16 protein-coding genes are annotated in these 21,378 nt (G+C 62.6%); 14 read left to right on the top strand and 2 right to left on the bottom strand.

The window, feature by feature from the left end; all coding sequences use genetic code 11:
* Positions 1-40 precede the first annotated feature (40 nt).
* Positions 41-421: a hypothetical protein gene (locus HMPREF9695_RS10075; RefSeq protein WP_041711634.1), complete on the bottom strand. Its 381-nt coding sequence runs from the start codon at positions 419-421 to the stop codon at positions 41-43.
* Between the two features lie 165 nt (positions 422-586).
* Between HMPREF9695_RS10075 and proS the strand changes: the two genes are divergently transcribed.
* The 3 genes from proS to HMPREF9695_RS10060 all read left to right on the top strand — a co-directional run bounded on the left by proS (position 587) and on the right by HMPREF9695_RS10060 (position 3,981).
* Complete coding sequence (gene proS / locus HMPREF9695_RS10070; RefSeq protein ID WP_006020747.1) at positions 587-1,909, top strand: proline--tRNA ligase; 1,323 nt, start codon at positions 587-589, stop codon at positions 1,907-1,909.
* A 96-nt stretch (positions 1,910-2,005) separates the two neighbouring features.
* Positions 2,006-3,274 (top strand): lipoprotein-releasing ABC transporter permease subunit, encoded by a 1,269-nt coding sequence (locus tag HMPREF9695_RS10065; protein WP_006020746.1) that lies wholly within the window; start codon positions 2,006-2,008, stop codon positions 3,272-3,274.
* Between the two features lie 8 nt (positions 3,275-3,282).
* Positions 3,283-3,981, top strand: a complete 699-nt coding sequence (locus tag HMPREF9695_RS10060; protein ID WP_024921826.1) for an ABC transporter ATP-binding protein — start codon at positions 3,283-3,285, stop codon at positions 3,979-3,981.
* An 18-nt stretch (positions 3,982-3,999) separates the two neighbouring features.
* On the opposite strand, the gene HMPREF9695_RS10055 is transcribed toward HMPREF9695_RS10060, so the two are convergent.
* Positions 4,000-4,263 carry a DUF3551 domain-containing protein gene (locus HMPREF9695_RS10055; protein WP_006020744.1) on the bottom strand — a complete coding sequence of 88 codons (264 nt, stop codon included), beginning with the start codon at positions 4,261-4,263 and terminating at the stop codon, positions 4,000-4,002.
* A gap of 562 nt (positions 4,264-4,825) precedes the next feature.
* Between HMPREF9695_RS10055 and dnaE the strand changes: the two genes are divergently transcribed.
* The 11 genes from dnaE (at position 4,826) to bamA (ending at position 21,249) form a co-directional block, all read left to right on the top strand.
* Positions 4,826-8,350, top strand: a complete 3,525-nt coding sequence (gene dnaE / locus HMPREF9695_RS10050) for a DNA polymerase III subunit alpha (RefSeq protein ID WP_006020742.1) — start codon at positions 4,826-4,828, stop codon at positions 8,348-8,350.
* Positions 8,351-8,455: 105 nt separating this feature from the next.
* Entirely contained in the window at positions 8,456-10,732 is a 2,277-nt protein-coding gene (locus tag HMPREF9695_RS10045; protein ID WP_006020741.1) for a caspase family protein, read from the top strand.
* Positions 10,733-10,959: 227 nt separating this feature from the next.
* Complete coding sequence (locus HMPREF9695_RS10040; RefSeq protein WP_006020740.1) at positions 10,960-11,955, top strand: 30S ribosomal protein S2; 996 nt, start codon at positions 10,960-10,962, stop codon at positions 11,953-11,955.
* 129 nt (positions 11,956-12,084) lie between these two features.
* A complete protein-coding gene (gene tsf / locus HMPREF9695_RS10035) occupies positions 12,085-13,008 on the top strand; it encodes a translation elongation factor Ts (protein WP_006020739.1) in 924 nt (307 codons plus the stop codon).
* 95 nt (positions 13,009-13,103) lie between these two features.
* Positions 13,104-13,820, top strand: coding sequence for a UMP kinase (gene pyrH / locus HMPREF9695_RS10030; RefSeq protein ID WP_006020738.1), 717 nt, complete (start codon positions 13,104-13,106; stop codon positions 13,818-13,820).
* 101 nt (positions 13,821-13,921) lie between these two features.
* Positions 13,922-14,485: a ribosome recycling factor gene (gene frr, locus HMPREF9695_RS10025; protein WP_006020737.1), complete on the top strand. Its 564-nt coding sequence runs from the start codon at positions 13,922-13,924 to the stop codon at positions 14,483-14,485.
* A 10-nt stretch (positions 14,486-14,495) separates the two neighbouring features.
* Positions 14,496-15,254: an isoprenyl transferase gene (locus tag HMPREF9695_RS10020; RefSeq protein WP_006020736.1), complete on the top strand. Its 759-nt coding sequence runs from the start codon at positions 14,496-14,498 to the stop codon at positions 15,252-15,254.
* 62 nt (positions 15,255-15,316) lie between these two features.
* Positions 15,317-16,105 carry a phosphatidate cytidylyltransferase gene (locus HMPREF9695_RS10015; RefSeq protein ID WP_006020735.1) on the top strand — a complete coding sequence of 263 codons (789 nt, stop codon included), beginning with the start codon at positions 15,317-15,319 and terminating at the stop codon, positions 16,103-16,105.
* Positions 16,106-16,109: 4 nt separating this feature from the next.
* The gene (gene dxr, locus HMPREF9695_RS10010) at positions 16,110-17,333 is read left to right on the top strand and encodes a 1-deoxy-D-xylulose-5-phosphate reductoisomerase (RefSeq protein WP_041712059.1); all 1,224 of its coding nucleotides are present in this window, start codon (positions 16,110-16,112) and stop codon (positions 17,331-17,333) included.
* A 45-nt stretch (positions 17,334-17,378) separates the two neighbouring features.
* The gene (gene rseP, locus HMPREF9695_RS10005) at positions 17,379-18,527 is read left to right on the top strand and encodes an RIP metalloprotease RseP (protein ID WP_006020733.1); all 1,149 of its coding nucleotides are present in this window, start codon (positions 17,379-17,381) and stop codon (positions 18,525-18,527) included.
* Between the two features lie 172 nt (positions 18,528-18,699).
* Positions 18,700-21,249 carry an outer membrane protein assembly factor BamA gene (bamA, locus tag HMPREF9695_RS10000; protein WP_006020732.1) on the top strand — a complete coding sequence of 850 codons (2,550 nt, stop codon included), beginning with the start codon at positions 18,700-18,702 and terminating at the stop codon, positions 21,247-21,249.
* Positions 21,250-21,378 lie beyond the last annotated feature (129 nt).

Genomic DNA, 21,378 nt, shown 5'->3' with positions numbered 1-21,378 from the left:
GATGTTGACGATTGAACGGATGCGCGAAAGCGCGAGGTCGTCAGCTCAGGTGGGGAGGGCCGCGGGGCTGGTGATCGCTCTCCGCAAAGCGGACAGTGACATGGTCGTTGGGCGCGGGTTCGAACAGGACGCGCAGCGCAATGCGGATGGCCAGCGCCGGGGTCTGCGGCGGCTGGTCAGCCGTCGCCACGGCGCTCGACAGGCACAGCGGGCAGCGGACGATCGGCTTGGCGGAATCGCTGTTGCCGTCGGCGTCGGGAATAGCTGAACTGCCGTTGAGGCAGAGTTCGTGGAGGGCGTTGAACTTGAGCGGCGAGATCGAGGCCAGCAGGGCGCTGGTCAGCATCACGTTGAAGACAAGCGCGTAGAGCGCGACAAACGCAGCCCATCGTCCTATCGATCTGATCCGTGTTGCAGCCATTTGAAACCCCATCAGGCTGTTACCATGGGGGGAGGGAACCGCAAATCCCCCAAAAGCCACACCCATGCTTCCTCTTGTGTTTTGCCATTTGATCCGCTTTCACTGAAAAGGTTCCCAAGCTTTCCCTCCGATTCCCGGATCAATCCCGAAACTCCGAGTGTTCCCATGCGATTGTCGCGTTTTTTTCTGCCAATTCTCAAAGAAACGCCCAAGGAGGCGGAGATCGTGTCGCATCGCCTGATGCTGCGCGCGGGGATGATGCGGCAGGAGGCGGCGGGCATTTATGCGTGGCTGCCGCTCGGCTTCCGGGTGTTGAAGAAGATCGAGCAGATCGTGCGCGAGGAGCAGAACCGCGCCGGCGCCATCGAACTGCTGATGCCGACCTTGCAGCTTGCGGATCTGTGGCGCGAGAGCGGCCGTTATGACGCCTACGGGCCGGAGATGCTGCGCATCCAGGACCGCCACAAGCGCGAGTTGCTCTATGGTCCGACCAACGAGGAAATGATCACCGAAATCTTCCGGTCCTACGTGAAGTCCTACCGGAGCCTTCCGCTCAATCTGTATCACATCCAATGGAAATTCCGCGACGAGCAGCGTCCGCGTTTCGGCGTGATGCGCGGCCGCGAATTCCTGATGAAGGATGCATACTCGTTCGACATCGACGAAGCGGCGGCGCGGCTGTCCTACAACCGCATGTTCGTGGCTTACCTGCGCACCTTCGCGCGCATGGGCCTGAAGGCGATTCCGATGCGGGCGGAGACCGGACCGATCGGCGGCGATCTGTCCCACGAGTTCATCGTTCTGGCAGAAACCGGCGAGTCCGGTGTGTTCTGCAACAAGGACGTTCTCGATCTGCCGGTGCCCGGAGCCGATGTGGACTACAACGGCGACCTGACCCCGATCATCAAACAGTGGACCGATCTCTACGCCGCCACCGAGGATGTTCACGACGCGGCGCGCTATGAGAGTGAAGTGCCCGCCGACAAGCGGGTGCAGACCCGCGGCATCGAGGTCGGGCAGATTTTCTACTTCGGCACCAAGTATTCCGACACGATGAAGGCTCTGGTGTCCGGCCCGGACGGCGCGGAGAAGCCGATCCATGGCGGCTCCTACGGCGTCGGGGTCTCGCGTCTTGTCGGCGCGATCATCGAGGCCTGCCATGACGAGAACGGCATCAAGTGGCCGGAGGAAGTCGCGCCGTTCCGCGTCGCGGTCCTCAATCTCAAGCAGGACAGCCCGGAGACCGGGGCGGCCTGCGAGAAGTTTTATGCGGCGCTCAATGCCAAGGGCGTCGACGTACTTTACGACGACACCGACCAGCGGCCGGGCGGCAAATTCGCAACCGCGGACCTGATCGGTATCCCCTGGCAGGTATTGATCGGCCCGAAGGGGCTCGCCGAGGGCAAGGTGGAAATCAAGCGCCGCAGCGACGGATCGCGCGAGTTCATGAGCCTGGATGAGGCTATCAACCGCTTCACCCAGTCCTGATCCGTCCACTGAATAATCTTCGGTAAGGTCGCGATCGCTGCGGGCCGCGACTAGAATTAGCCCGATTCGTGTGAAAATCCGGACTATGGAACCAACATGAGCGAGCCAGTTCGGACCCCACCTTTCGCGCCATTCGAATGGATGCTGTCGACCCGCTATCTGCGGGCGCGCCGCAAAGAGGGCTTTATTTCAGTCATCGCCGGTTTTTCGTTTCTCGGCATCATGCTCGGGGTGGCGACGCTCATCATCGTGATGGCGGTGATGAACGGCTTCCGCAAGGAACTGCTCGACAAGATTCTCGGTTTGAACGGCCATATCGTTGTCCAGCCGCTTGAATCGCCGCTGACCGACTGGAAGGACGTGGCCGAGCGCATCAGCAAGGCCGACGGCATCCGCCTCGCGGCGCCGGTGGTCGACGGACAGGGCCTCGGCTCGTCGCCGTTCAATGCCGCGGGCGTCTTCATCCGGGGCATCCGTGCGCAGGATCTCAACGCCGTCACGTCGATCGCCAAGAACATCAAGCAGGGCACGCTCGAAGGGTTCGACGAAGGTCAGGGCGTCGCCATCGGCCGCCGGCTGGCCGACCAGTTGTCGCTGCGCGCCGGGGACAGCATCACGCTCGTATCGCCGCGCGGCGCAGTCACGCCGATGGGGACGACGCCGCGCATCAAACCTTACAAGGTGGCGGCGGTGTTCGAGATCGGCATGTCGGAATACGACGCCTCGTTCGTGTTCATGCCGCTGACCGAGGCGCAGGCCTATTTCAACCGCGCCAACGACGTCACCGCCATCGAGGTCTTCACAACCAACCCCGACAGGATCGACGTCTTTCGCAAGGCGGTGACGGAGGCGGCGCAGCGGCCGATCTTCCTGGTCGACTGGCGGCAGCGAAATTCCACGTTCTTCAATGCGCTACAGGTCGAACGCAACGTGATGTTCCTGATCCTGACGCTGATCGTGCTGGTGGCGGCGCTGAATATCGTCTCAGGCCTCATCATGCTGGTGAAGGACAAAGGCCAGGACATTGCGATCCTGCGCACCATGGGCGCGTCGCAAGGGTCGGTGATGCGGGTGTTTCTGATTACCGGCGCTGCCATCGGCGTGGTGGGCACGCTTGTGGGCTTCCTGCTGGGCCTCGTGATCTGTCTCAACATCGAGACTATCCGGCAGTTCATCTCCTGGATGACCAACACCGAACTGTTCTCGCCCGAGCTTTACTTCCTCTCCAAGCTTCCGGCTGAAGTCGATGTCGGAGAGACCGCCGCGGTGGTGATCATGGCATTGACGCTGTCGTTCCTGGCGACGCTGTACCCGTCATGGCGGGCGGCGCGTCTCGATCCTATCGAAGCGCTCAGGTACGAATGAGCGCACAGATGGAGCAGGGGGAAAATGGCGTACCGGTCGTTTATCTGCACGACGTCCGCAGGCGCTACAAACAGGGCGAAGCCACGCTGACCATTCTCGACGGCGCCAGTCTGGCGCTGTGGGAAGGGCAGTCGGTTGCGCTGGTCGCGCCGTCGGGCACCGGAAAATCGACGCTGCTGCATATCGCCGGTCTGCTGGAGCAGGCCGACGAGGGCGAAGTCTATGTCGGGGGCACTGCGACCTCGGGGCTGTCCGACGTCGAGCGCACTCAGATCCGCCGCACCGATATCGGCTTCGTCTACCAGTCCCATCGCCTGCTGCCGGAATTCTCGGCGCTTGAGAACGTGATGTTGCCGCAGATGATCCGCGGCCTGCCGAAAAAGGAAACCGTCAAGCGGTCGAAGGAAATCCTGGCCTATCTCGGATTGGCGGAACGCGTGACCCACCGGCCCGCGGAACTATCGGGCGGTGAGCAGCAGCGCGTGGCAATTGCGCGCGCGGTGGCCAACGCGCCCCGGGTCCTGCTCGCGGACGAGCCGACCGGCAATCTCGATCCGCATACCGCGGATCACGTTTTCAAAGCTTTGACTCAGCTGGTGCGGGCGACGCGCGTCGCGATGCTGATCGCGACGCACAACATGGACCTGGCTGCGCGGATGGACCGCCGCGTCTCGCTCCAGGACGGTCACGTCATCGAACTGGACTGACGCGGCGCTTTGGCAGGATCAGTAGGCCGAGCGCCGGGTGCGGCGGCGCGGCTGATCGTAGGGGTCTTCGCTGTAGGCGAAATACGGATTGGCGTAGCAGCTGTTGTACGTGCCTGAAGCCGTCGCCTGACACTGCTGATAGGTCGAGTATCGGCAGTCACCGAGACCACCGGCCGTATCCCGTCCCTGGAGGCAGAACGGATAATCCCGGGCTTGCGCCGGAGCGGACTGGATAGCGACGCCGGCGCCGAGTACGGCGAGGGCCAAAAGGGTGCTGCGCATGATGTTCTCCTGCCGGGTCGATACCCGGGATTCCTGATGTGGTGAAGCCAGACCGTTTCCAACAGTTTTCGTCAACTCACGTTCCCGCGTAGCTGTTGATGGATTTGCGAAAGTCACGGGCCGTTTACGTTTCATTAGCATTGGCCAGAACATCGGCCCTGGCCGGATTTCCGGCGCTTGACTCTGAGAACAAAAAAGGAACAATGTTCCTATTACGTTCTCATAGAATCGTATCGGATAGTCGATAGAGCGTCGATAGGGAGTTCGGTCATGTTGAAGACATTCGTTGAAGAAGCTGCTGCGCTGACGTCGGTTGTGCTTTTCGTCGGAATGATCGCGATCTGGGCGCAGGTCATTCCGCAGATGTAGTGACCTGCCCGGCCTCGGAACCGCCCGAGGCTGGGGAAAACGATGATGGACCCGGCCTCAACAGACGGGTCCCCGTCTTCTGCGTGGACACCCATAGTACAAGGCACCACCATCGACGCTTATGAGTCGTTCTTTTATCGCAGTTGGTTCATCGGTTCGATGAACGGCGCTTGCGAAGGTTGCCAGGGTCAGCATGTCCAAAACTGTTTCGCCGAAGTCGGCCGCGTCGGATCCCGGATTCGTTCATCTGCACGTGCATTCGGCCTATTCGCTGCTGCAAGGGTCGATGACCATCAGCAAGCTGCTGGAACTCGCCAAGGCTGACCATCAGCCGGCGCTCGCGCTGACCGACAATGACAACATGTTCGGCGCGCTGGAATTTTCCGACAAACTTGCCGGTTACGGCATCCAGCCGATTACCGGCTGCGCGATGACGACCGATTTCGGCGATCAGGATGCCAGCGCACGCAATGCGCTCCAGCCGGCGCGGCTTGTCCTGCTTGCCACCAGCGAGGACGGCTACCGCAGCCTGATGAAGCTCAACTCCCGTGCGTTCCTGGAAACGCCGGTCAATCAGCCGCCTCACATCAAGATCGAGTGGCTGGAAGGCGAGACCGCCGGGCTGATCGCGCTGACCGGCGGGCCGGAAGGGCCGATCGGGCAGGCCATCAACGCGGATCAGCCCGCATTGGCGCAGGCGCGCTGCGACATTCTCGCAAAACTGTTCGGCGACCGGCTTTATATCGAATTGCAGCGCCACGGACTCGAGAACGAGCGCCGCGTCGAGCCCGCGCTGATCGACATGGCCTATGCCATGGGTCTGCCGCTGGTCGCGACCAACCAGCCGTATTTCGCCACCGCCGACGACTACGAGGCGCACGACGCATTGCTCTGCATCGCGGGCGGGCGGCTGGTGTCGGAGACCGATCGCGATCAGTTGACGCCGGACCATCGCTTCAAGACACGCGCCGAAATGGCGGTGCTGTTCGCCGATCTGCCCGAAGCGCTGGCGTCCACCGTCGAGATTGCGAAGCGGTGCTCCTACCGGCCCAAGACACGCAAGCCGATCCTGCCGCGCTTTACAGTGGGCGGCGACAATGCCGCCGACGGCGAAAATGCCGAGGCGGAGGAACTGCGCCGTCAGGCCGAGGAAGGCCTCGCCTGGCGTCTGCAAAAGTACGGTCTTGCTCCGGGCACAACGGAAGAAGACTACGCAAAGCGTCTGGCGTTCGAGATCGACGTCATCACGCGCATGAAATATCCCGGCTACTTCCTGATCGTGTCGGACTTCATCAAGTGGGCGAAGTCGCATGGCATTCCGGTGGGACCGGGCCGCGGTTCGGGCGCTGGCTCGCTGGTTGCCTACGCGCTGACCATCACCGATCTCGATCCGATCCGCTTCGGTTTGCTGTTCGAGCGCTTCCTCAACCCCGAACGCGTCTCGATGCCGGACTTCGACATCGACTTCTGTCAGGACCGCCGCGGCGAGGTGATCCGTTATGTGCAAGAGCGCTACGGCCGCGAGCAGGTGGGCCAGATCATCACCTTCGGCACCTTGCAGGCGCGCGGTGTGCTTCGTGACGTCGGCCGTGTGTTGCAGATGCCTTACGGGCAGGTGGACCGACTGACCAAACTGGTGCCGCAGAATCCGGCCGCGCCCGTAACGCTGGCGGCGGCCATCGCCAGCGAACCCAAGTTGCAGGCGTTCCGCGACGAAGACCCGGTGGTCGCGCGGGCGTTCGACATCGCGCAGCGCCTTGAAGGTCTCACGCGTCATGCCTCGACCCACGCCGCGGGCATCGTGATCGGCGACCGGCCTCTCTCCGAACTGGTGCCGATGTACCGCGATCCGAAATCGGACATGCCGGTCACCCAGTTCAACATGAAATGGGTGGAGCCCGCAGGACTGGTGAAGTTCGACTTCCTCGGCCTCAAGACGCTGACGGTGCTCGACGTCGCGGTGAAGCTGCTGAAGCAGCGCGGCGTTGACGTCGACCTTGCGCATTTGCCGTTCGACGACAAGCCCAGCTACGAGATGCTGGCACGCGGCGAAGTGGTCGGCGTGTTCCAGGTTGAAAGTCAGGGCATGCGGCGCGCGCTGGTCGACATGCGGCCGGACCGGCTGGAAGACCTGATCGCGCTGGTTGCGCTGTATCGCCCGGGTCCGATGGCGAACATCCCGACCTACTGCGCGCGCAAGCACGGCGATGAAGAGTCGGATTACATGCATCCGATGCTCGAGCCGATCCTGAAGGAAACCTTCGGCGTCATCATCTATCAGGAACAGGTGATGCAGATCGCGCAGGTCATGGCCGGCTATTCGCTCGGCGACGCCGACCTGCTGCGCCGCGCGATGGGCAAGAAGATCCGCGCGGAAATGGACAAGCAGCGCGAAATCTTCGTCGCCGGCGCGACCAAGAACAACGTGCCGAAAGGGCAGGCGCAGACGATCTTCGAACTGCTCGCCAAGTTCGCGGACTACGGCTTCAACAAGAGCCACGCCGCCGCTTACGCGCTCGTGTCGTTCCAGACCGCCTACATGAAGGCGCATTATCCGGTGGAGTTCATCGCGGCGTCGATGACGCTCGACATGAACAACACCGACAAGCTGTCCGAATTCCGCGCCGAGGCGCAGCGGCTTGGCATCAAGGTCGAGCCGCCGTCGATCAACCGTTCCGGCACGACATTCGAGGTCAGCGACAACACGATCTATTACGCGCTGGCCGCGCTCAAGGGCGTCGGCCAGCAGGCGGTCGAGATGATCGTGGAAGCGCGGGGCGACCGGCCGTTTACCTCGCTTGCCGATTTCGCCGCCCGCGTCAGTCCGCGTGCGATCAACAAGCGCGTGGTCGAAAGCCTCGCGGCTGCCGGCGCATTCGACACCATCGATGCCAACCGCGCGCGTGTCTTCGCCGGTGCCGACGCCATCGTCGCCGCCTGCCAGCGCAGTCACGAAGCCGCCACCAGCGGACAGAACGACATGTTCGGCGGCATGGCCGATGCGCCGAGCATCGTTCTTCCGAATCTCGAACCGTGGCTCCCGGCGGATCGTCTGCGGCGCGAATATGACGCCATCGGCTTCTTCCTGTCGGGCCATCCGCTGGACGATTATTCGACCGCGCTGAAGCGTTTGCGCGTGCAGTCGTGGACCGAGTTCTCTCGTGCGGTGAAGACCGGGGCGACCGCGGGACGCGTGGCCGCGACGGTGGTGTCGCGGATGGAGCGGCGCACCAAGACCGGCAACAAGATGGGCATCATCGGGTTGTCCGATCCGACCGGACATTTCGAGGCCGTGCTGTTCTCCGAAGGCCTCGCGCAATACCGCGACGTGCTTGAGCCGGGTTCGGCAGTCCTGATGCAGATCGGCGCGGAGCTACAGGGCGAGGACGTGCGCGCGCGCATTCTGCATGCCGAGCCGCTCGACGATGCCGCCGCCAAAACCCAGAAGGGCCTGCGCATCTTCGTGCGCGACGACAAGCCGCTGGAGTCGATCGCCAAGCGGCTCGAAGGTCATCAGGCCGCGACCGGTGGCAACAAGCTTCAGCCGCCAAGGCCGTCTTCGGGCCCGCCCGCAGGTGACGGCGAGGTCACGCTGATCATGATGCTCGATCTTCAGACCGAGGTCGAAATGAAGCTTCCGGGCCGTTTCAAGGTGTCGCCGCAGATCGCCGGCGCGCTCAAGGCGGTCTCCGGCGTGGTGGATGTGCAGACAATCTGACGGTTGCCCTTTTGGGCTGCCGCCTTATTCCGACTATCTTTCGTTCAACCACTGTTCATGCGGCGCGGGGTTGACTGCACCGTTGGACTGAACGGGAAGGGTGTCATGCGCGGAATCAGCAGGTTCTTCGGCGTCGCGGCGGTACTGGCCTTCGCGACCATGGCGTTACCCCTTCACGCGCAAACCCCGCCGCCCACGCAGGGCCAGCAAAGCCGCATCGCGCTCGTGATCGGCAACGGCAACTACCAGAAGGCGCCGCTGGCGACCGCCGCCAATGACGCCGGCCTGATCGCCCAGACATTGCAGGCGGCGGGCTTCGATGTGGTCGGCGCGCGGGATCTCGACGGCGAGACGTTGCGCCAGACCTTCGGCGACTTCATCAGGAAGGCGCAGGCAGCTGGACCGGATACGGTCGCTTTTGTCTATCTTGCAGGTTACGGTCTTCAGCTCGCGGGCGAAAATTACTTTGCGCCCGTCGATGCCAACATGGTGCGCGATACCGACGTTCCGGTCGAAGGCCTGCGCGTCGGCGATTACATCCGCCAGTTGTCGTCACTGCCGCTGAAGGGCACCGTTGTCGTGCTCGATGCGGCGTACAACCATCCGTTTGCGAAGGAAGGCCAGCCGCTCGCGGGCGGCCTTGCGCTCATTGAACCCGATCCCAAAAGTCTCATCGCGTTCAACGCCGCGCCGGGCACGGTAGCGCCGAACCCCACGGGCAACTACGGCCCTTATGCGCAGGCGCTCGCTGAGATGATGCGCACCGGCGGCATTTCGCTTCCCGAGGTTTTCAACCGCGTGCGGCTGCGCGTGAATGACGTCACCAAGGGCGCGCAGGTGCCGTGGGACGCGCAGAAGTTTGAAGGCGACTTCGTGTTCTTCGAGCGCGCGCCGGACGCTCCGCCGCTCCAGGCCAATCAGGACGCTGCCGCGCGCTCGAAACCGATTCGTGATTTCAGCGCACAGGAGGCCTACACGGCGGCGCTCGAGCGCGACACGATTGCCGACTACGAGGCGTTTCTCGCGGCCTATCCCGACGATCCGATGGCCAAGCGGGTGAGGGCGATCATCGCCGCACGCCGCGAGGCCATCACCTGGAGGCAGACCTATCGCGCGAACACGCAGCAGGCGTACTGGTCCTATCTGAAGCGTTATCCGAGGGGACCGCATGCGGCCGACGCGCGCCGCAGGCTTGCCAATATTGCCGCTGCGCTGGAGCCACCTGAAACCTTTGATGCGTACGCTTATGATGTGCCGCCGCCGCCGGAATACGAATACGAGTATGTCGACCGGCCATATCTGATGTTCGACGATCCGGTATTCGGATTCGCGCCGCCACCGCCGCCGCCGATCTTCTTCCTGCCGCCGCCGCCGGAAGATTTCGTCGTGCTCGATCCGCCGTACTATTACGACGATGCCTACTACCTGCCGCAGCCGGTGTTCGTGCCTATTCCGATCTTCATCCGGCCGCCGATTTATGTGCGTCCGCCGATCAACCGTTTCCTGTTCACGAATATTCACAACACGAACGTGATCAACACTATCATCAACCGGCGTCCGTCGCCTGGAGTGATCGGAACGGGAAGACCCGGCGGCCAGTTCGGGCCAGGCGGTCAGTTCAGGCCGGGACGGCCCGGTGGACCCGGCGGCGCGGCGACAACCCGTCCCGCATTTGCACCGGCGCTGCCGCCGTCGGCGACGCGGCGTGCAAACCTGATTCGTCAGGGCAAGGTCGCGGCACCTCCGGGCGTTCTGCCGGGCGCCGGCCGTCCGGGTGGTCCGGGACAGGTCCAGCCGGGCCAAGTCCAACCGGGTGTTGTCAGGCCGGGTCTTCAGCCGGGCAACGTGCTGCCGGGACAGGGTCCGGGAGCAGGGCCGGTTGGTGGCCGGCCGGGAGTACGGCCTTTGCCCAGCACCTTGCCGGCGCCGGGCGCGACAGGTCCGCAGCCTGGACCGGATAGCCGTCCGGGCCGCCCCGACCGGGGGCCCGGTGGTCGCCCCGGCCTTGCGCGGCCTTCGGTTCAGCCGGGAACTGCCGCTCCGTCAGGACCGGCGGGAACCCCGCAGGTTCGTCCCGAGCGGCCCCGTCCGCAATTCCAGCGCCCAGAGCCGCGGCCTCAGGTGGCTCCGCGACCGCAGATTCAACGGCCGCAGCCCCAGTTCCAGCGGCCCCCGCAGGCGGCTCCACGACCGCAGCCGCAGATGGCGCCGCGTCCACAGCCGCAGTTCCAGCGGCCGGCGGCTCCACCTCCGCGGCCTCAGATGGCGCCTCGGCCACAAATGGCTCCGCGCCCCGCAGCACCGCCGCCCCGGGCAGCTCCTCCGCCCAGACCGGCTCCTGCTGCGGTCAAGCGATGCCCGCCGAATGTTCCAAAGTGCTGAACAGGTGGCCGGTCGGACCATGCTCCGGCCGGCGTTTCGCAGGACCTTGGAGGTCAAGAAAAACGGCCATAAATCCTTGCTTCGACGCGACGCGGCAGTTATAAGCCGCGCATCTCACACGGAAGCATGGCTCTAAAAAGCCGTCCGGTGGCAACCGGGACGCAAGTCATTTTTGTTTGCGGCTCGTTGCTCACACGCTTCCGGAGGAACCAACCGGAGAATTGACTATGGCGTTACCTGAATTTTCTATGCGTCAGCTATTGGAAGCTGGCGTTCACTTTGGTCACCAGTCCCACCGATGGAATCCGAAGATGGCGGATTACATCTTCGGTGCCCGCAACAACATTCACATCATCGATCTCGCTCAGACCGTGCCGCTGCTTCATCGCGCGCTGCAGGCTGTCAGCGACACCGTCGCCAAGGGCGGCCGTATCCTGTTCGTCGGCACGAAGCGCCAGGCGCAGGACGGCGTGGCGGAAGCCGCCAAGCGTTCCGCGCAGTACTTCGTCAACTCCCGTTGGCTCGGCGGCACGCTGACCAACTGGAAGACCGTGTCCGGCTCGATCAAGCGTCTGCGTCAGCTCGACGAGATGCTCGCCTCGGGTGAAGGCGCGCAGTACACCAAGAAGGAGCGCCTGACGCTTCAGCGCGAGCGCGACAAGCTCGACCGCTCGCTCGGCGGCATCAAGGACATGGGCGGTCTGCCCGACCTGATCTTCGTAATCGACACCAACAAGGAAGACATCGCGATCCAGGAGGCCCAGCGCCTCAACATTCCGGTGGCCGCGATCGTCGACACCAACTGCGATCCGAAGGGCATCTCGTACGTGGTTCCCGGCAACGACGACGCCGGCCGTGCGATCTCTCTGTATTGCGACCTCGTCGCCCGCGCGGCGATCGACGGTATTTCGCGCGCACAGGGTGGCGCGGGCATCGACATCGGCGCTCTGGCCAACCCGACGCCGGAAGCGGTTGAACCTGCCAAGTCGGAAGGCTTCCAGGGTCTTGCGGGTCCGCGCGGCGTTGCCGACGATCTCAAGAAGCTGAGCGGCGTGTCCGGCGCGATCGAGAAGAAGCTCAACGATCTCGGCGTCTTCCACTACTGGCAGATAGCAGAGCTCGACCACGATACCGCTCACAAGATCGGCGAAGAAGTCGGCTTGCCGGCGCGTGCCGATGGCTGGGTCGCCCAGTCCAAGGCGCTGACCGCGGACGCGGAATAAGCCTTAAACCTATTCGCGGCCGGTTCATCCGGCCGCGACATTCCCCGACTAGAAAAATCCTGCGCGTCGAATCCGGCTAGCCAGCAATCGCTGCGCCGCGCGGCCCGCACAGGCAAAGGACATCCGGCAATGGCAACAATCACAGCGGCAATGGTCAAGGATCTGCGCGAGAAAACCGGCGCGGGCATGATGGATTGCAAACAGGCCCTGACCGAAACCAACGGCGACATCGACGCGGCGGTTGACTGGCTGCGCAAGAAGGGCCTCTCCAAGGCTGCGAAGAAGTCGGGCCGCGTTGCGGCGGAAGGCCTGATCGCAGCCGTGACCGACGGCACCAAGGGTGTCCTCGTCGAAGTCAATTCCGAGACCGACTTCGTTGCGCGCAACGAGCAGTTCCAGGGCCTGGTCAAGATGATCGGCCAGGTTGCGCTCAAGGCCGGCGCCGACGTCGAGAAGATCAAGGCTGCAAAGGTTGGCGAGTACAACGTCGATCGCGCTATCGCGGACGCGATTGCGACCATCGGCGAGAACATGACGCTGCGCCGCGCGGCCGAACTTTCGGTCAGCGATGGCGTTGTCGGCAGCTACGTCCATGGCGCCGTGATCGATGGTCTCGGCAAGATGGGCGTGATCGTCGCGCTGGAATCCACCGGCAAGAAGGATGAGCTTGCAGCGCTGGCCCGCCAGATCGCGATGCATGTCGCCGCATCCAACCCTCAGGCGCTCGACGCCGCAGGTCTCGACCCTGTGGTGGTGAACCGCGAGAAGGACGTCATGGCGGACAAGTACCGCCAGCAGGGCAAGCCGGATGCGATGATCGCCAAGATCGTCGAATCGGGTCTCAAGACCTACTACAAGGAAGTGACCCTGCTGGAGCAGGCGTTTATCCACGACAGCGCCAAGACCGTGGCGCAGGCCGTGAAGGAAGCTGAGGGCAAGGTCGGCGCGCCTATCAAGGTTGCCGGGTTTGTGCGCTATGCTCTGGGCGAGGGAATCGAGAAGCAGGAATCCGATTTCGCCGCTGAAGTCGCTGCCGCTGCCGGTCAGGGGTAACGAGACGACGCGCGCCGATCGGGATTCTGGGCGCATTCGGCAAGACACCCTGTTTTGCTTTGGAATGCGCTCAATTCGAATGAGTGAGCGATCGTATGGCTGAACCTGCTTACCGGCGTGTCGTGGTCAAGGTTTCCGGCGAATATCTCGCCGGGGACCAATCCTTCGGTATTCACCAGCCCACTATCGACCGCATCGCCAGTGACCTGATCAGGGCGCGGGAACTTGGCGTCGAGATCGCTGTCGTAGTCGGCGGCGGCAACATCTTTCGCGGTGTCGAAGTTTCTTCCCGCGGCGTGTCCCGCACCACCGGCGACACGATGGGCATGCTCGCCACCGTGATGAACTGCCTGGCGCTCGAATCGGCACTTGAGCGCAAGGGCCAGTCGGCCCGCACGCTGTGCGCGTTCGTGATGCCGCAGATCAGCGAACTTTTCACCCGCGCGGCGGCCCACCGGTATCTTGCCGAGGGCCGCATCGTGTTGCTCGCAGGCGGGACCGGCAACCCGTACTTCACGACCGACACCACGGCGGTGCTTCGCGCATCCGAAATCGGCGCGCAGGCGGTCCTCAAGGCCACCAATGTCGATGGCGTGTACAGCGCCGATCCCAAGAAAGACCCATCCGCCAAGCGATTTGAACGGTTGAGCCATTCGCAGGCGGTGGAAGGCGGCTATAAGGTGATGGACGCGACGGCCTTCGCGCTTGCCCGCGAAACGTCCTTGCCTATCATTGTGTTCTCGATCGCCGAGGCAGGCTCGATCGGCGCCATCCTGAGCGGCAAGGGCAAGGGCACGATCGTTTCCGGCTAGGGCGGAGGCGGCGGCGCGGACCTGAAAGTCGCGCCAGAACAATAAGATACGCGATGCGGACGATCATTTGAGCCGCATCAGACTTGAAGGAGTAGCATCGCATGGCGGCCGGGAATTTCGATATCAACGACCTCAAGCGCCGGATGGAAGGCGCGATCAATTCGCTCAAGCACGAACTGGGCGGGTTGCGCACCGGCCGTGCCGCGATCTCGATGGTTGAGCCGGTGCAGGTCGAGGCCTACGGCAGCCATATGCCGCTCAACCAGGTCGCTACCGTCAGTGTGCCGGAGCCGCGTCTGCTGTCGGTCCAGGTCTGGGACAGGTCGATGGTGAAGGCGGTCGAGACTGCGATCGTGAACTCGAACCTCGGCCTCAGCCCGGCGACTGAAGGCCAGGTCATCCGCTTGCGGATTCCCGAGCTCAACGAAGAGCGCCGCAAGGAACTGGTGAAAGTCGCGCACAAATATACCGAGGCTGCGCGCGTTGCGGTTCGTCACGTGCGCCGCGACGGTCTCGACATGCTGAAGAAGCTCGAGAAGGATCATCAGATTTCCGAGGACGATGAAAAGCGCCTTTCGAACGAGGTTCAGAAGGTGACTGATGCCGCCATCGCCGACGTCGATAAGGCGCTTGCGGCCAAGGAAAAAGAAATTCTCACCGTTTAAGAGATCGCGAATGTCGAACGGCGCCATGCCAAAGCCAGGAGAATCGGATCGTGCCGATGCGCCGCGGCACGTCGCGATCATCATGGACGGCAATGGACGCTGGGCGGCGGCGCGGGGATTGCCGCGCGCCGAGGGACACCGCCGCGGCGTCGACGCGCTGCGCAAGGTGGTGCGGGCCTCGCACGAACTCGGAATCTCCTATCTCACGATCTTCTCGTTCAGTTCCGAGAACTGGTCGCGGCCCGCGAGCGAGATCGGCGATCTGTTCGGCCTGCTGCGCCGCTTCATCCGCAACGATCTTGCGACGCTGCATGCCGATGGTGTGCGGGTTCGCGTCATCGGCGAACGCGACGGACTTGAGTCCGACATCTGCGCGCTGCTCAACGAAGCCGAGGAACTGACGCGGAACAACACGCGTCTCACGCTTGTCGTGGCCTTCAATTACGGATCGCGGCAGGAGATCGCCAACGCGGCGCAGCGGCTCGCGCGCGAAGTCGCTGAGGGCAAGCGCGATCCGGCGACGATCACCACCGATACGCTCGGCAGCTACCTCGATGCGCCGGACATTCCGGACCCCGATCTGATCATCCGCACCAGCGGCGAACAGCGACTCTCGAATTTCCTGATGTGGCAGGCCGCCTACAGCGAGCTGGTGTTTGTCCCGATTCACTGGCCGGACTTCGATAAGGCTGCGCTCGAAAGCGCGATTGCCGAATACGCGACCCGCGAACGCCGCTTCGGCGGGCTGGTCGCCAAAACCGGATCGTGAGCCGCGTGGCCCCGGAGATCCCAGCGACACCCGATACCGCGAAAGGGTCGAGCAATCTCTACATGCGCGTCGTCGCGGCGCTGGTGCTTGCGCCGCTAACCATCGCCGTAGCGTGGATCGGCGGCTGGCCATGGGCCTGCATCGTGATCGCGGCTGCTGCGCTGCTGTATTTCGAGTGGCTGATGATCGTCGGCCTCTCCGGCAATCGTGTCGCTGCGGCAGCGGGAATAGCTGCGCTCGCTGTCGCCGGCGTTTGCCTGATGATGCGACGGATGGACCTCGCGTTCGGGATCGTGGCTGTCGGAATTGTGCTGGCCGCGGCACTCGTGCGCGAACGGCGCATATGGGTTGCAAGCGGACTGGTCTATGCCGCCGCGGCTCTGATTGCCGCGATCATCGTCCGGCGCGATGCCGAAATTGGGTTTGTCGCGCTGATGTTCGTTCTTCTCGTCGTGTGGGTGACCGATATCGGCGGTTACTTCGCAGGGCGCGGCATCGGCGGGCCAAAACTCTGGCCGCGCGTAAGCCCGAAGAAGACATGGGCCGGCGCGATTGGCGGCTTGGTCCTCAGCCTCGTGATCGCTGCGGGATTCGCGCTGCTCGGTTTCGGCAAGATGCTTCCGCTGCTCTTGCTCGGCACCGTTCTGTCGATTGTTTCGCAGTTCGGTGACCTGTTCGAATCCGCCGTCAAACGCCGCTTCGACGTCAAGGATTCGAGCCACATCATTCCCGGTCACGGCGGGTTGCTGGATCGGCTCGATGGTTTCGTTGCGGCGATTGTTTTCGCCGCCCTTATTGGCTTTATGCGCGGCGGCCTTGATGGCGTCGGCCGCGGTTTCATGGTTTGGTGATGTGATGAACGCTGTTCCGTTGCGTAACAACAAGGCCGTGGCATCCGCCGTGCGGACGATTACCGTGCTCGGCGCCACAGGTTCGATTGGCGACAGCACGATGGATTTGCTGCGCGCGTCTCCCGAGCGCTATCAGGTCGAGGCGCTGACCGCGAACGGAAATGTCGAGGGACTGGCCAAACTCGCGAAAGAATTCAATGCGCGGTTTGTCGCCGTCGCCGATGCCTCGAAGCTTGGTGAATTGCGCGAAGCTCTGGCCGGAACCAACATTGCGTTTGGTGCAGGGGAGAGCGCCATCATCGAAGCGGCGGAACGTCCTGCCGATTGGGTGATGGCTGCGGTCAGCGGGGCGGCGGGACTGAAGCCTGCGCTTGCGGCTGCCGATCGCGGCGCCACGATTGCGCTCGCGAACAAGGAGTGCCTTGTTTGCGCCGGCGATTTCTTCATGGATCGCGCCGCCAAGGCGGGCGCGTGCATCCTGCCGGCGGATTCCGAACACAACGCGCTGTTTCAGGCGCTAGCCTCCGGCAATCGCGAGGAGCTTGTTCGCGTCATCATCACGGCGTCGGGCGGGCCGTTCCGCACCTGGAAGGCCGCCGACATCGCGCAGGCCACACTGGCGCAGGCCCTGAAGCATCCGAACTGGAGCATGGGCCAGAAAATCACCATCGATTCCGCATCGATGATGAACAAGGGGCTGGAGGTCATCGAAGCCTCATACCTGTTCGCGCTATCACCGGACGAGATCGACGTGCTGGTGCATCCGCAGTCCATCGTCCACGGCATGGTCGAGTTTTCCGACCGTTCCGTCATGGCGCAGCTCGGAACGCCCGACATGCGCACGCCGATTGCGCATTGCCTCGGCTGGCCGGACCGCATCACAGGGCGCGCCGCGTCGCTGGATCTCGCCAAAATAGGCTCACTGACCTTCGAGGCGCCGGATTACGACCGGTTCCCGGGATTGAAACTCGCCTATGATGCGCTGCGCACCGGTAACGGGGCGACCACCGTCTACAATGCGGCGAATGAAGTCGCCGTGGCCGCTTTCGTTGCGCAGAGAATCCGGTTTGGCGGCATCGCGCAGCTTGTCGAAGCCACTCTGAATAACTGGGTGAGGGCAGGGAATCTTGCGCCGTTGACTTCGGCCGATGACGCGATTTCTGTTGACCATGATGCGCGAAATAGTGCTGCCGCCCTCTTGCCTCAAATTGCCTTAAAGGCATCCTAGATCGTTGGGACCGGGCCCGGCGGCCCGCTGGTGAGGGATTGAGTTGTGGATTTTTTCCTGAATGGTTTCAATACGTTGAGTCATGGCCTGATCGGCTACATCATCCCCTTCCTGTTCGTCCTGACCATCGTTGTCTTCTTCCATGAGCTTGGCCATTTCCTCGTCGCCCGCTGGGCCGGGGTGAAGGTCTTAACGTTCTCGCTCGGCTTCGGGCCGGAACTGTTCGGTTTCAATGACCGCCACGGCACGCGCTGGAAGGTGTCGGCGATTCCGCTCGGCGGGTACGTCAAGTTTTTCGGCGACGATTCCGAGGCCAGCACACCGTCCGCCGATGCACTCCAGACCATGACCGCTGAAGAGCGCAGCGTTAGTTTTCACCACAAGAAGGTTGGGCCGCGTGCTGCCATTGTGGCTGCGGGTCCGATTGCGAATTTCCTGCTCGCGATCGTTATTTTCGCGGCTCTCTTTACGTTCTTCGGCAAGCCGAGCCAGACCGCTCGCGTCGATTCCATTCAGGAAAACAGCGCCGCCGCTGCGGCCGGGTTCAAGCCGGGCGACATCGTGACCGCAATCAACGGCGACGCGATCGAGAGCTTCACCGACATGCAGCGGCTGGTGAGCACCAAGGCGGGCACGCCGCTGGTCTTCACCGTGAAACGCGGCGACGAGGTCGTGAAACTGACCGGAACGCCTCAGCTTCGCGAAATCAAGGATACCTTCGGCAACGTCCACCGGGTCGGAATCCTCGGAATTACCCGCGCAACGGGCCCAGGCGACACCGTCACCAAATCAGTGAATCCGGCGACCGCTGTTTGGCTGGGCGTCAAGGAGACCTGGTTCGTCGTTGACCGGACCGTTGCCTATATCGGCGGAATCTTCACCGGCCGGGAAAATGCGGATCAGGTCGGCGGACCGATTCGGATCGCCCAGATCTCCGGTCAGGTCGCCACCATCGGCCTCGCGGCACTGATTCACCTCGCCGCAGTCCTGTCGGTCTCGATAGGGCTTCTCAACCTGTTTCCGGTCCCGCTTCTCGATGGCGGGCACCTTTTGTTCTATGCCGTCGAAGCGGTGCGGGGGAAGCCGTTGTCGGAGCGGTCGCAGGAACTGGGTTTCCGGGTCGGACTGGCGCTCGTGCTGATGTTGATGATCTTCGCGACCTACAACGACATTCTGCATCTGGCCGCGTCCTGATTGCGGCTTTTTTACAGGCGTGGCCGATCAGCAACGTCTTGTTGGGAAATTGGAATTGCGCTGCGAAAGGACGTTTGCCCGTTAGGCAAAATTGGCTACAAGCAGTGCAATATTTGGGGAATCTCCCGGTTCGGAAACGGGTCGGCTTTGGAATGACAAGGGCGCCTGGCGCATGATGGTTGGATTGCGAGTGCTACGGGGCGGTTTGACCGCTGCCCTGATCATGTTTGCTTTGCCGGTCGCCGCTGTGGCGACGGCCTCGCTCGTATCGTCGCAGGCTGTTGCCCAGACCGCGGCTTCCATTGGCGTGGAAGGCAACCGCCGGATCGAGGCCGATACCATCCGTTCCTATTTCAAGCCGGGCCCGAGCGGGCGCCTCGACAGCGCACGCATCGACGACGGCCTGAAGGCCCTGATCGAGACCGGCCTGTTCCAGGATGTGAAAATCAACCAGGCCGGCGGCCGGCTGGTCGTTGTGGTCGTTGAAAACCCCGTCATTGGCCGGGTCGCCTTCGAAGGCAACAAGAAGGTCAAGGACGACCAGCTCTCGGCCGAGGTGCAGTCCAAAGCCCGCGGAACCCTGTCGCGGGCGATGGTTCAGTCCGACACCGCGCGTATTACCGAAATCTATCGCCGCAACGGCCGCTATGACGTCAAGGTCGAGCCGAAGATCATCGAGCAGCCGAACAACCGCGTCGATCTCGTCTTCGAAATCACCGAAGGCGCGAAGACCGGCGTGAAGTCGATCGAGTTCATCGGCAACCAGGCTTATTCGGGCTACCGCCTGCGGGACGTGATCAAGACGCGCGAAAGCAATTTCCTCAGCTTCCTCGGCGGCAACGACGTCTACGATCCGGACCGCATCGAGGCCGATCGCGACATCCTGCGCAGGTTCTACCTCAAGAACGGTTACGCCGACGTCCAGATCGTCGCTGCGCTGACGGAGTACGATCCCGAGCGCAAGGGCTTCCTCGTGACCTTCAAGATCGAGGAAGGCCAGCAGTACCGCGTCGGTTCTGTCGAATTCCAGTCCAGCATCGCCACGCTCGACGGCAACTCGTTCCGCAGCCTTTCTCGCGTCAACGTGGGCTCGATCTACAACGCCGAAGCCGTTGAAAAGTCGGTCGAGGAAATGTCGATCGAAGCATCGCGGCGCGGTTACGCTTTCGCGACGGTGAAGCCGCGTGGCGACCGCAATTTCGAGGCGCACACCGTTTCGATCGTGTTTGCGATCGAAGAGGGTCCGCGCGTCTACATCGAGCGAATCAACGTTCGCGGAAATACGCGAACCCGCGATTACGTTATCCGCCGCGAGTTCGATATCTCGGAAGGTGATGCGTACAACCGCGCGCTGGTCGATCGCGCCGAGCGACGCCTGAAGAACCTCGACTACTTCAAGACCGTCAAGGTCAACTCCGAGCCGGGTTCGTCGTCCGATCGCGTGGTTCTGAACGTCGACCTCGAAGAGAAGTCGACCGGCGACTTCTCGGTGTCCGGCGGCTATTCGACCGCGGACGGTTTCCTCGGCGAAGTCAGCATCTCGGAGCGCAACCTGCTGGGCCGCGGCCTTTATGCGAAGGCGTCCGTGCAGTACGGCCAGCGTACGCAGGGCTACACGCTGTCGTTCGTCGAGCCGTATCTGCTCGGCTACCGCGTCGCGCTCGGTCTCGACTTCTATCAGCGCAAGCAGCTCGCTTCGAACTACGTGTCGTATGACTCGAAGACGATCGGCTTCAGCCCGCGTCTAGGCTTCCAGCTGCGTGAAGACCTGAACCTGCAGCTGCGTTACTCGATTTCGCGGCAGGAAATCACGCTGCCGTACTACTTGCAGAATTGTAATAACTTCGGTTCGGGTATCCCCGGCAGTTCTTACTTTCCGACCCCCGCATACCTCAATGCAGGTGGGGATACGAACAACCAGAATCCTGGTGGCACGGCTTACAGTTCGGCTATCGGCGGCAATAACTGTTTGGTCGACGGCGAAGCTTCGGTCGCTGTGAAACAGGGACTTGCCAAGGGGCCGGTCATTACGTCTGCGGTCGGCTACACGCTCGCCTACAACACGCTCGACAACAACAAGGATCCAACCAGCGGTATCCTCGCGACCCTTAATCAGGATTTCGCGGGTGTTGGCGGTGACGTGAGCTACCTGAAGACCACGGGCGACGTGAAGCTCTATACTCCGGTTGTGGCTGACATCGTTGGCGTGCTGCGCCTACAGGGCGGTGTGCTCAACGACACCGGCAAGGGCATCCGCATGCTCGATCACTTCCAGATGGGACCGAATCTCGTCCGCGGCTTCGCACCGGTGGGCATTGGCCCGCGCGATATCAGCAACTTCGCAACGACAGGCTATGGCGATGCGCTGGGTGGCACCAAGTACTGGGGCGCTTCGGCTGAGTTGCAGATGCCGTTCTGGTTCCTGCCCAAGGAAGTTGGTCTGAAGGGCGCGATCTATGCCGACGCCGGTTCGGTGTTTGGGTATGAGGGTGTGAGATCGATTGTTCAGGGTGCTTCATGTAATCAATCAGCTCTGCTGAATGCTCAGTATCAGTGTCTCCAAGTTGGCGCGGACAATGGCTTGATCCGGACGTCGGTGGGCGTGGGCTTGATCTGGCAGTCGCCGTTCGGACCGCTGCGCTTCGATTACGCAATTCCGCTGTCCAAGAGTCAGTACGACCGGACCCAGGAATTCCGGTTCGGTGGCGGTACGTCATTCTGAGCTCATAAAAGAGCTCGCACTTCAAATAGCGGGTTCCAGCCATCCGGTTGGAACCCGCTAGGTTATTTTGTTGCAGGCATTTTCCTTATGCGGTCCGGGGTTCGAGTCGCGGGAAAGTGCATTTCCCTG

It is taken from the genome of Afipia broomeae ATCC 49717 (assembly GCF_000314675.2).
GTDB classification, from domain to species: domain Bacteria; phylum Pseudomonadota; class Alphaproteobacteria; order Rhizobiales; family Xanthobacteraceae; genus Afipia; species Afipia broomeae.
Note: the sequence above shows the minus strand (reverse complement) of the source record. Positions and strands in the feature narration are given on the sequence as shown.

Excerpts from the sequence above, each read along its gene's own strand:
- HMPREF9695_RS10075 (WP_041711634.1), bottom strand. The coding sequence starts at position 421 with ATGGCTGCAACACGGATCAGATCGATAGGACGATGGGCTGCGTTTGTC.
- proS (WP_006020747.1), top strand. The coding sequence starts at position 587 with ATGCGATTGTCGCGTTTTTTTCTGCCAATTCTCAAAGAAACGCCCAAG.
- HMPREF9695_RS10065 (WP_006020746.1), top strand. The coding sequence starts at position 2,006 with ATGAGCGAGCCAGTTCGGACCCCACCTTTCGCGCCATTCGAATGGATG.
- HMPREF9695_RS10060 (WP_024921826.1), top strand. The coding sequence starts at position 3,283 with ATGGAGCAGGGGGAAAATGGCGTACCGGTCGTTTATCTGCACGACGTC.
- HMPREF9695_RS10055 (WP_006020744.1), bottom strand. The coding sequence starts at position 4,263 with ATGCGCAGCACCCTTTTGGCCCTCGCCGTACTCGGCGCCGGCGTCGCT.
- dnaE (WP_006020742.1), top strand. The coding sequence starts at position 4,826 with ATGTCCAAAACTGTTTCGCCGAAGTCGGCCGCGTCGGATCCCGGATTC.
- HMPREF9695_RS10045 (WP_006020741.1), top strand. The coding sequence starts at position 8,456 with ATGCGCGGAATCAGCAGGTTCTTCGGCGTCGCGGCGGTACTGGCCTTC.
- HMPREF9695_RS10040 (WP_006020740.1), top strand. The coding sequence starts at position 10,960 with ATGGCGTTACCTGAATTTTCTATGCGTCAGCTATTGGAAGCTGGCGTT.
- tsf (WP_006020739.1), top strand. The coding sequence starts at position 12,085 with ATGGCAACAATCACAGCGGCAATGGTCAAGGATCTGCGCGAGAAAACC.
- pyrH (WP_006020738.1), top strand. The coding sequence starts at position 13,104 with ATGGCTGAACCTGCTTACCGGCGTGTCGTGGTCAAGGTTTCCGGCGAA.
- frr (WP_006020737.1), top strand. The coding sequence starts at position 13,922 with ATGGCGGCCGGGAATTTCGATATCAACGACCTCAAGCGCCGGATGGAA.
- HMPREF9695_RS10020 (WP_006020736.1), top strand. The coding sequence starts at position 14,496 with ATGTCGAACGGCGCCATGCCAAAGCCAGGAGAATCGGATCGTGCCGAT.
- HMPREF9695_RS10015 (WP_006020735.1), top strand. The coding sequence starts at position 15,317 with ATGCGCGTCGTCGCGGCGCTGGTGCTTGCGCCGCTAACCATCGCCGTA.
- dxr (WP_041712059.1), top strand. The coding sequence starts at position 16,110 with ATGAACGCTGTTCCGTTGCGTAACAACAAGGCCGTGGCATCCGCCGTG.
- bamA (WP_006020732.1), top strand. The coding sequence starts at position 18,700 with ATGATGGTTGGATTGCGAGTGCTACGGGGCGGTTTGACCGCTGCCCTG.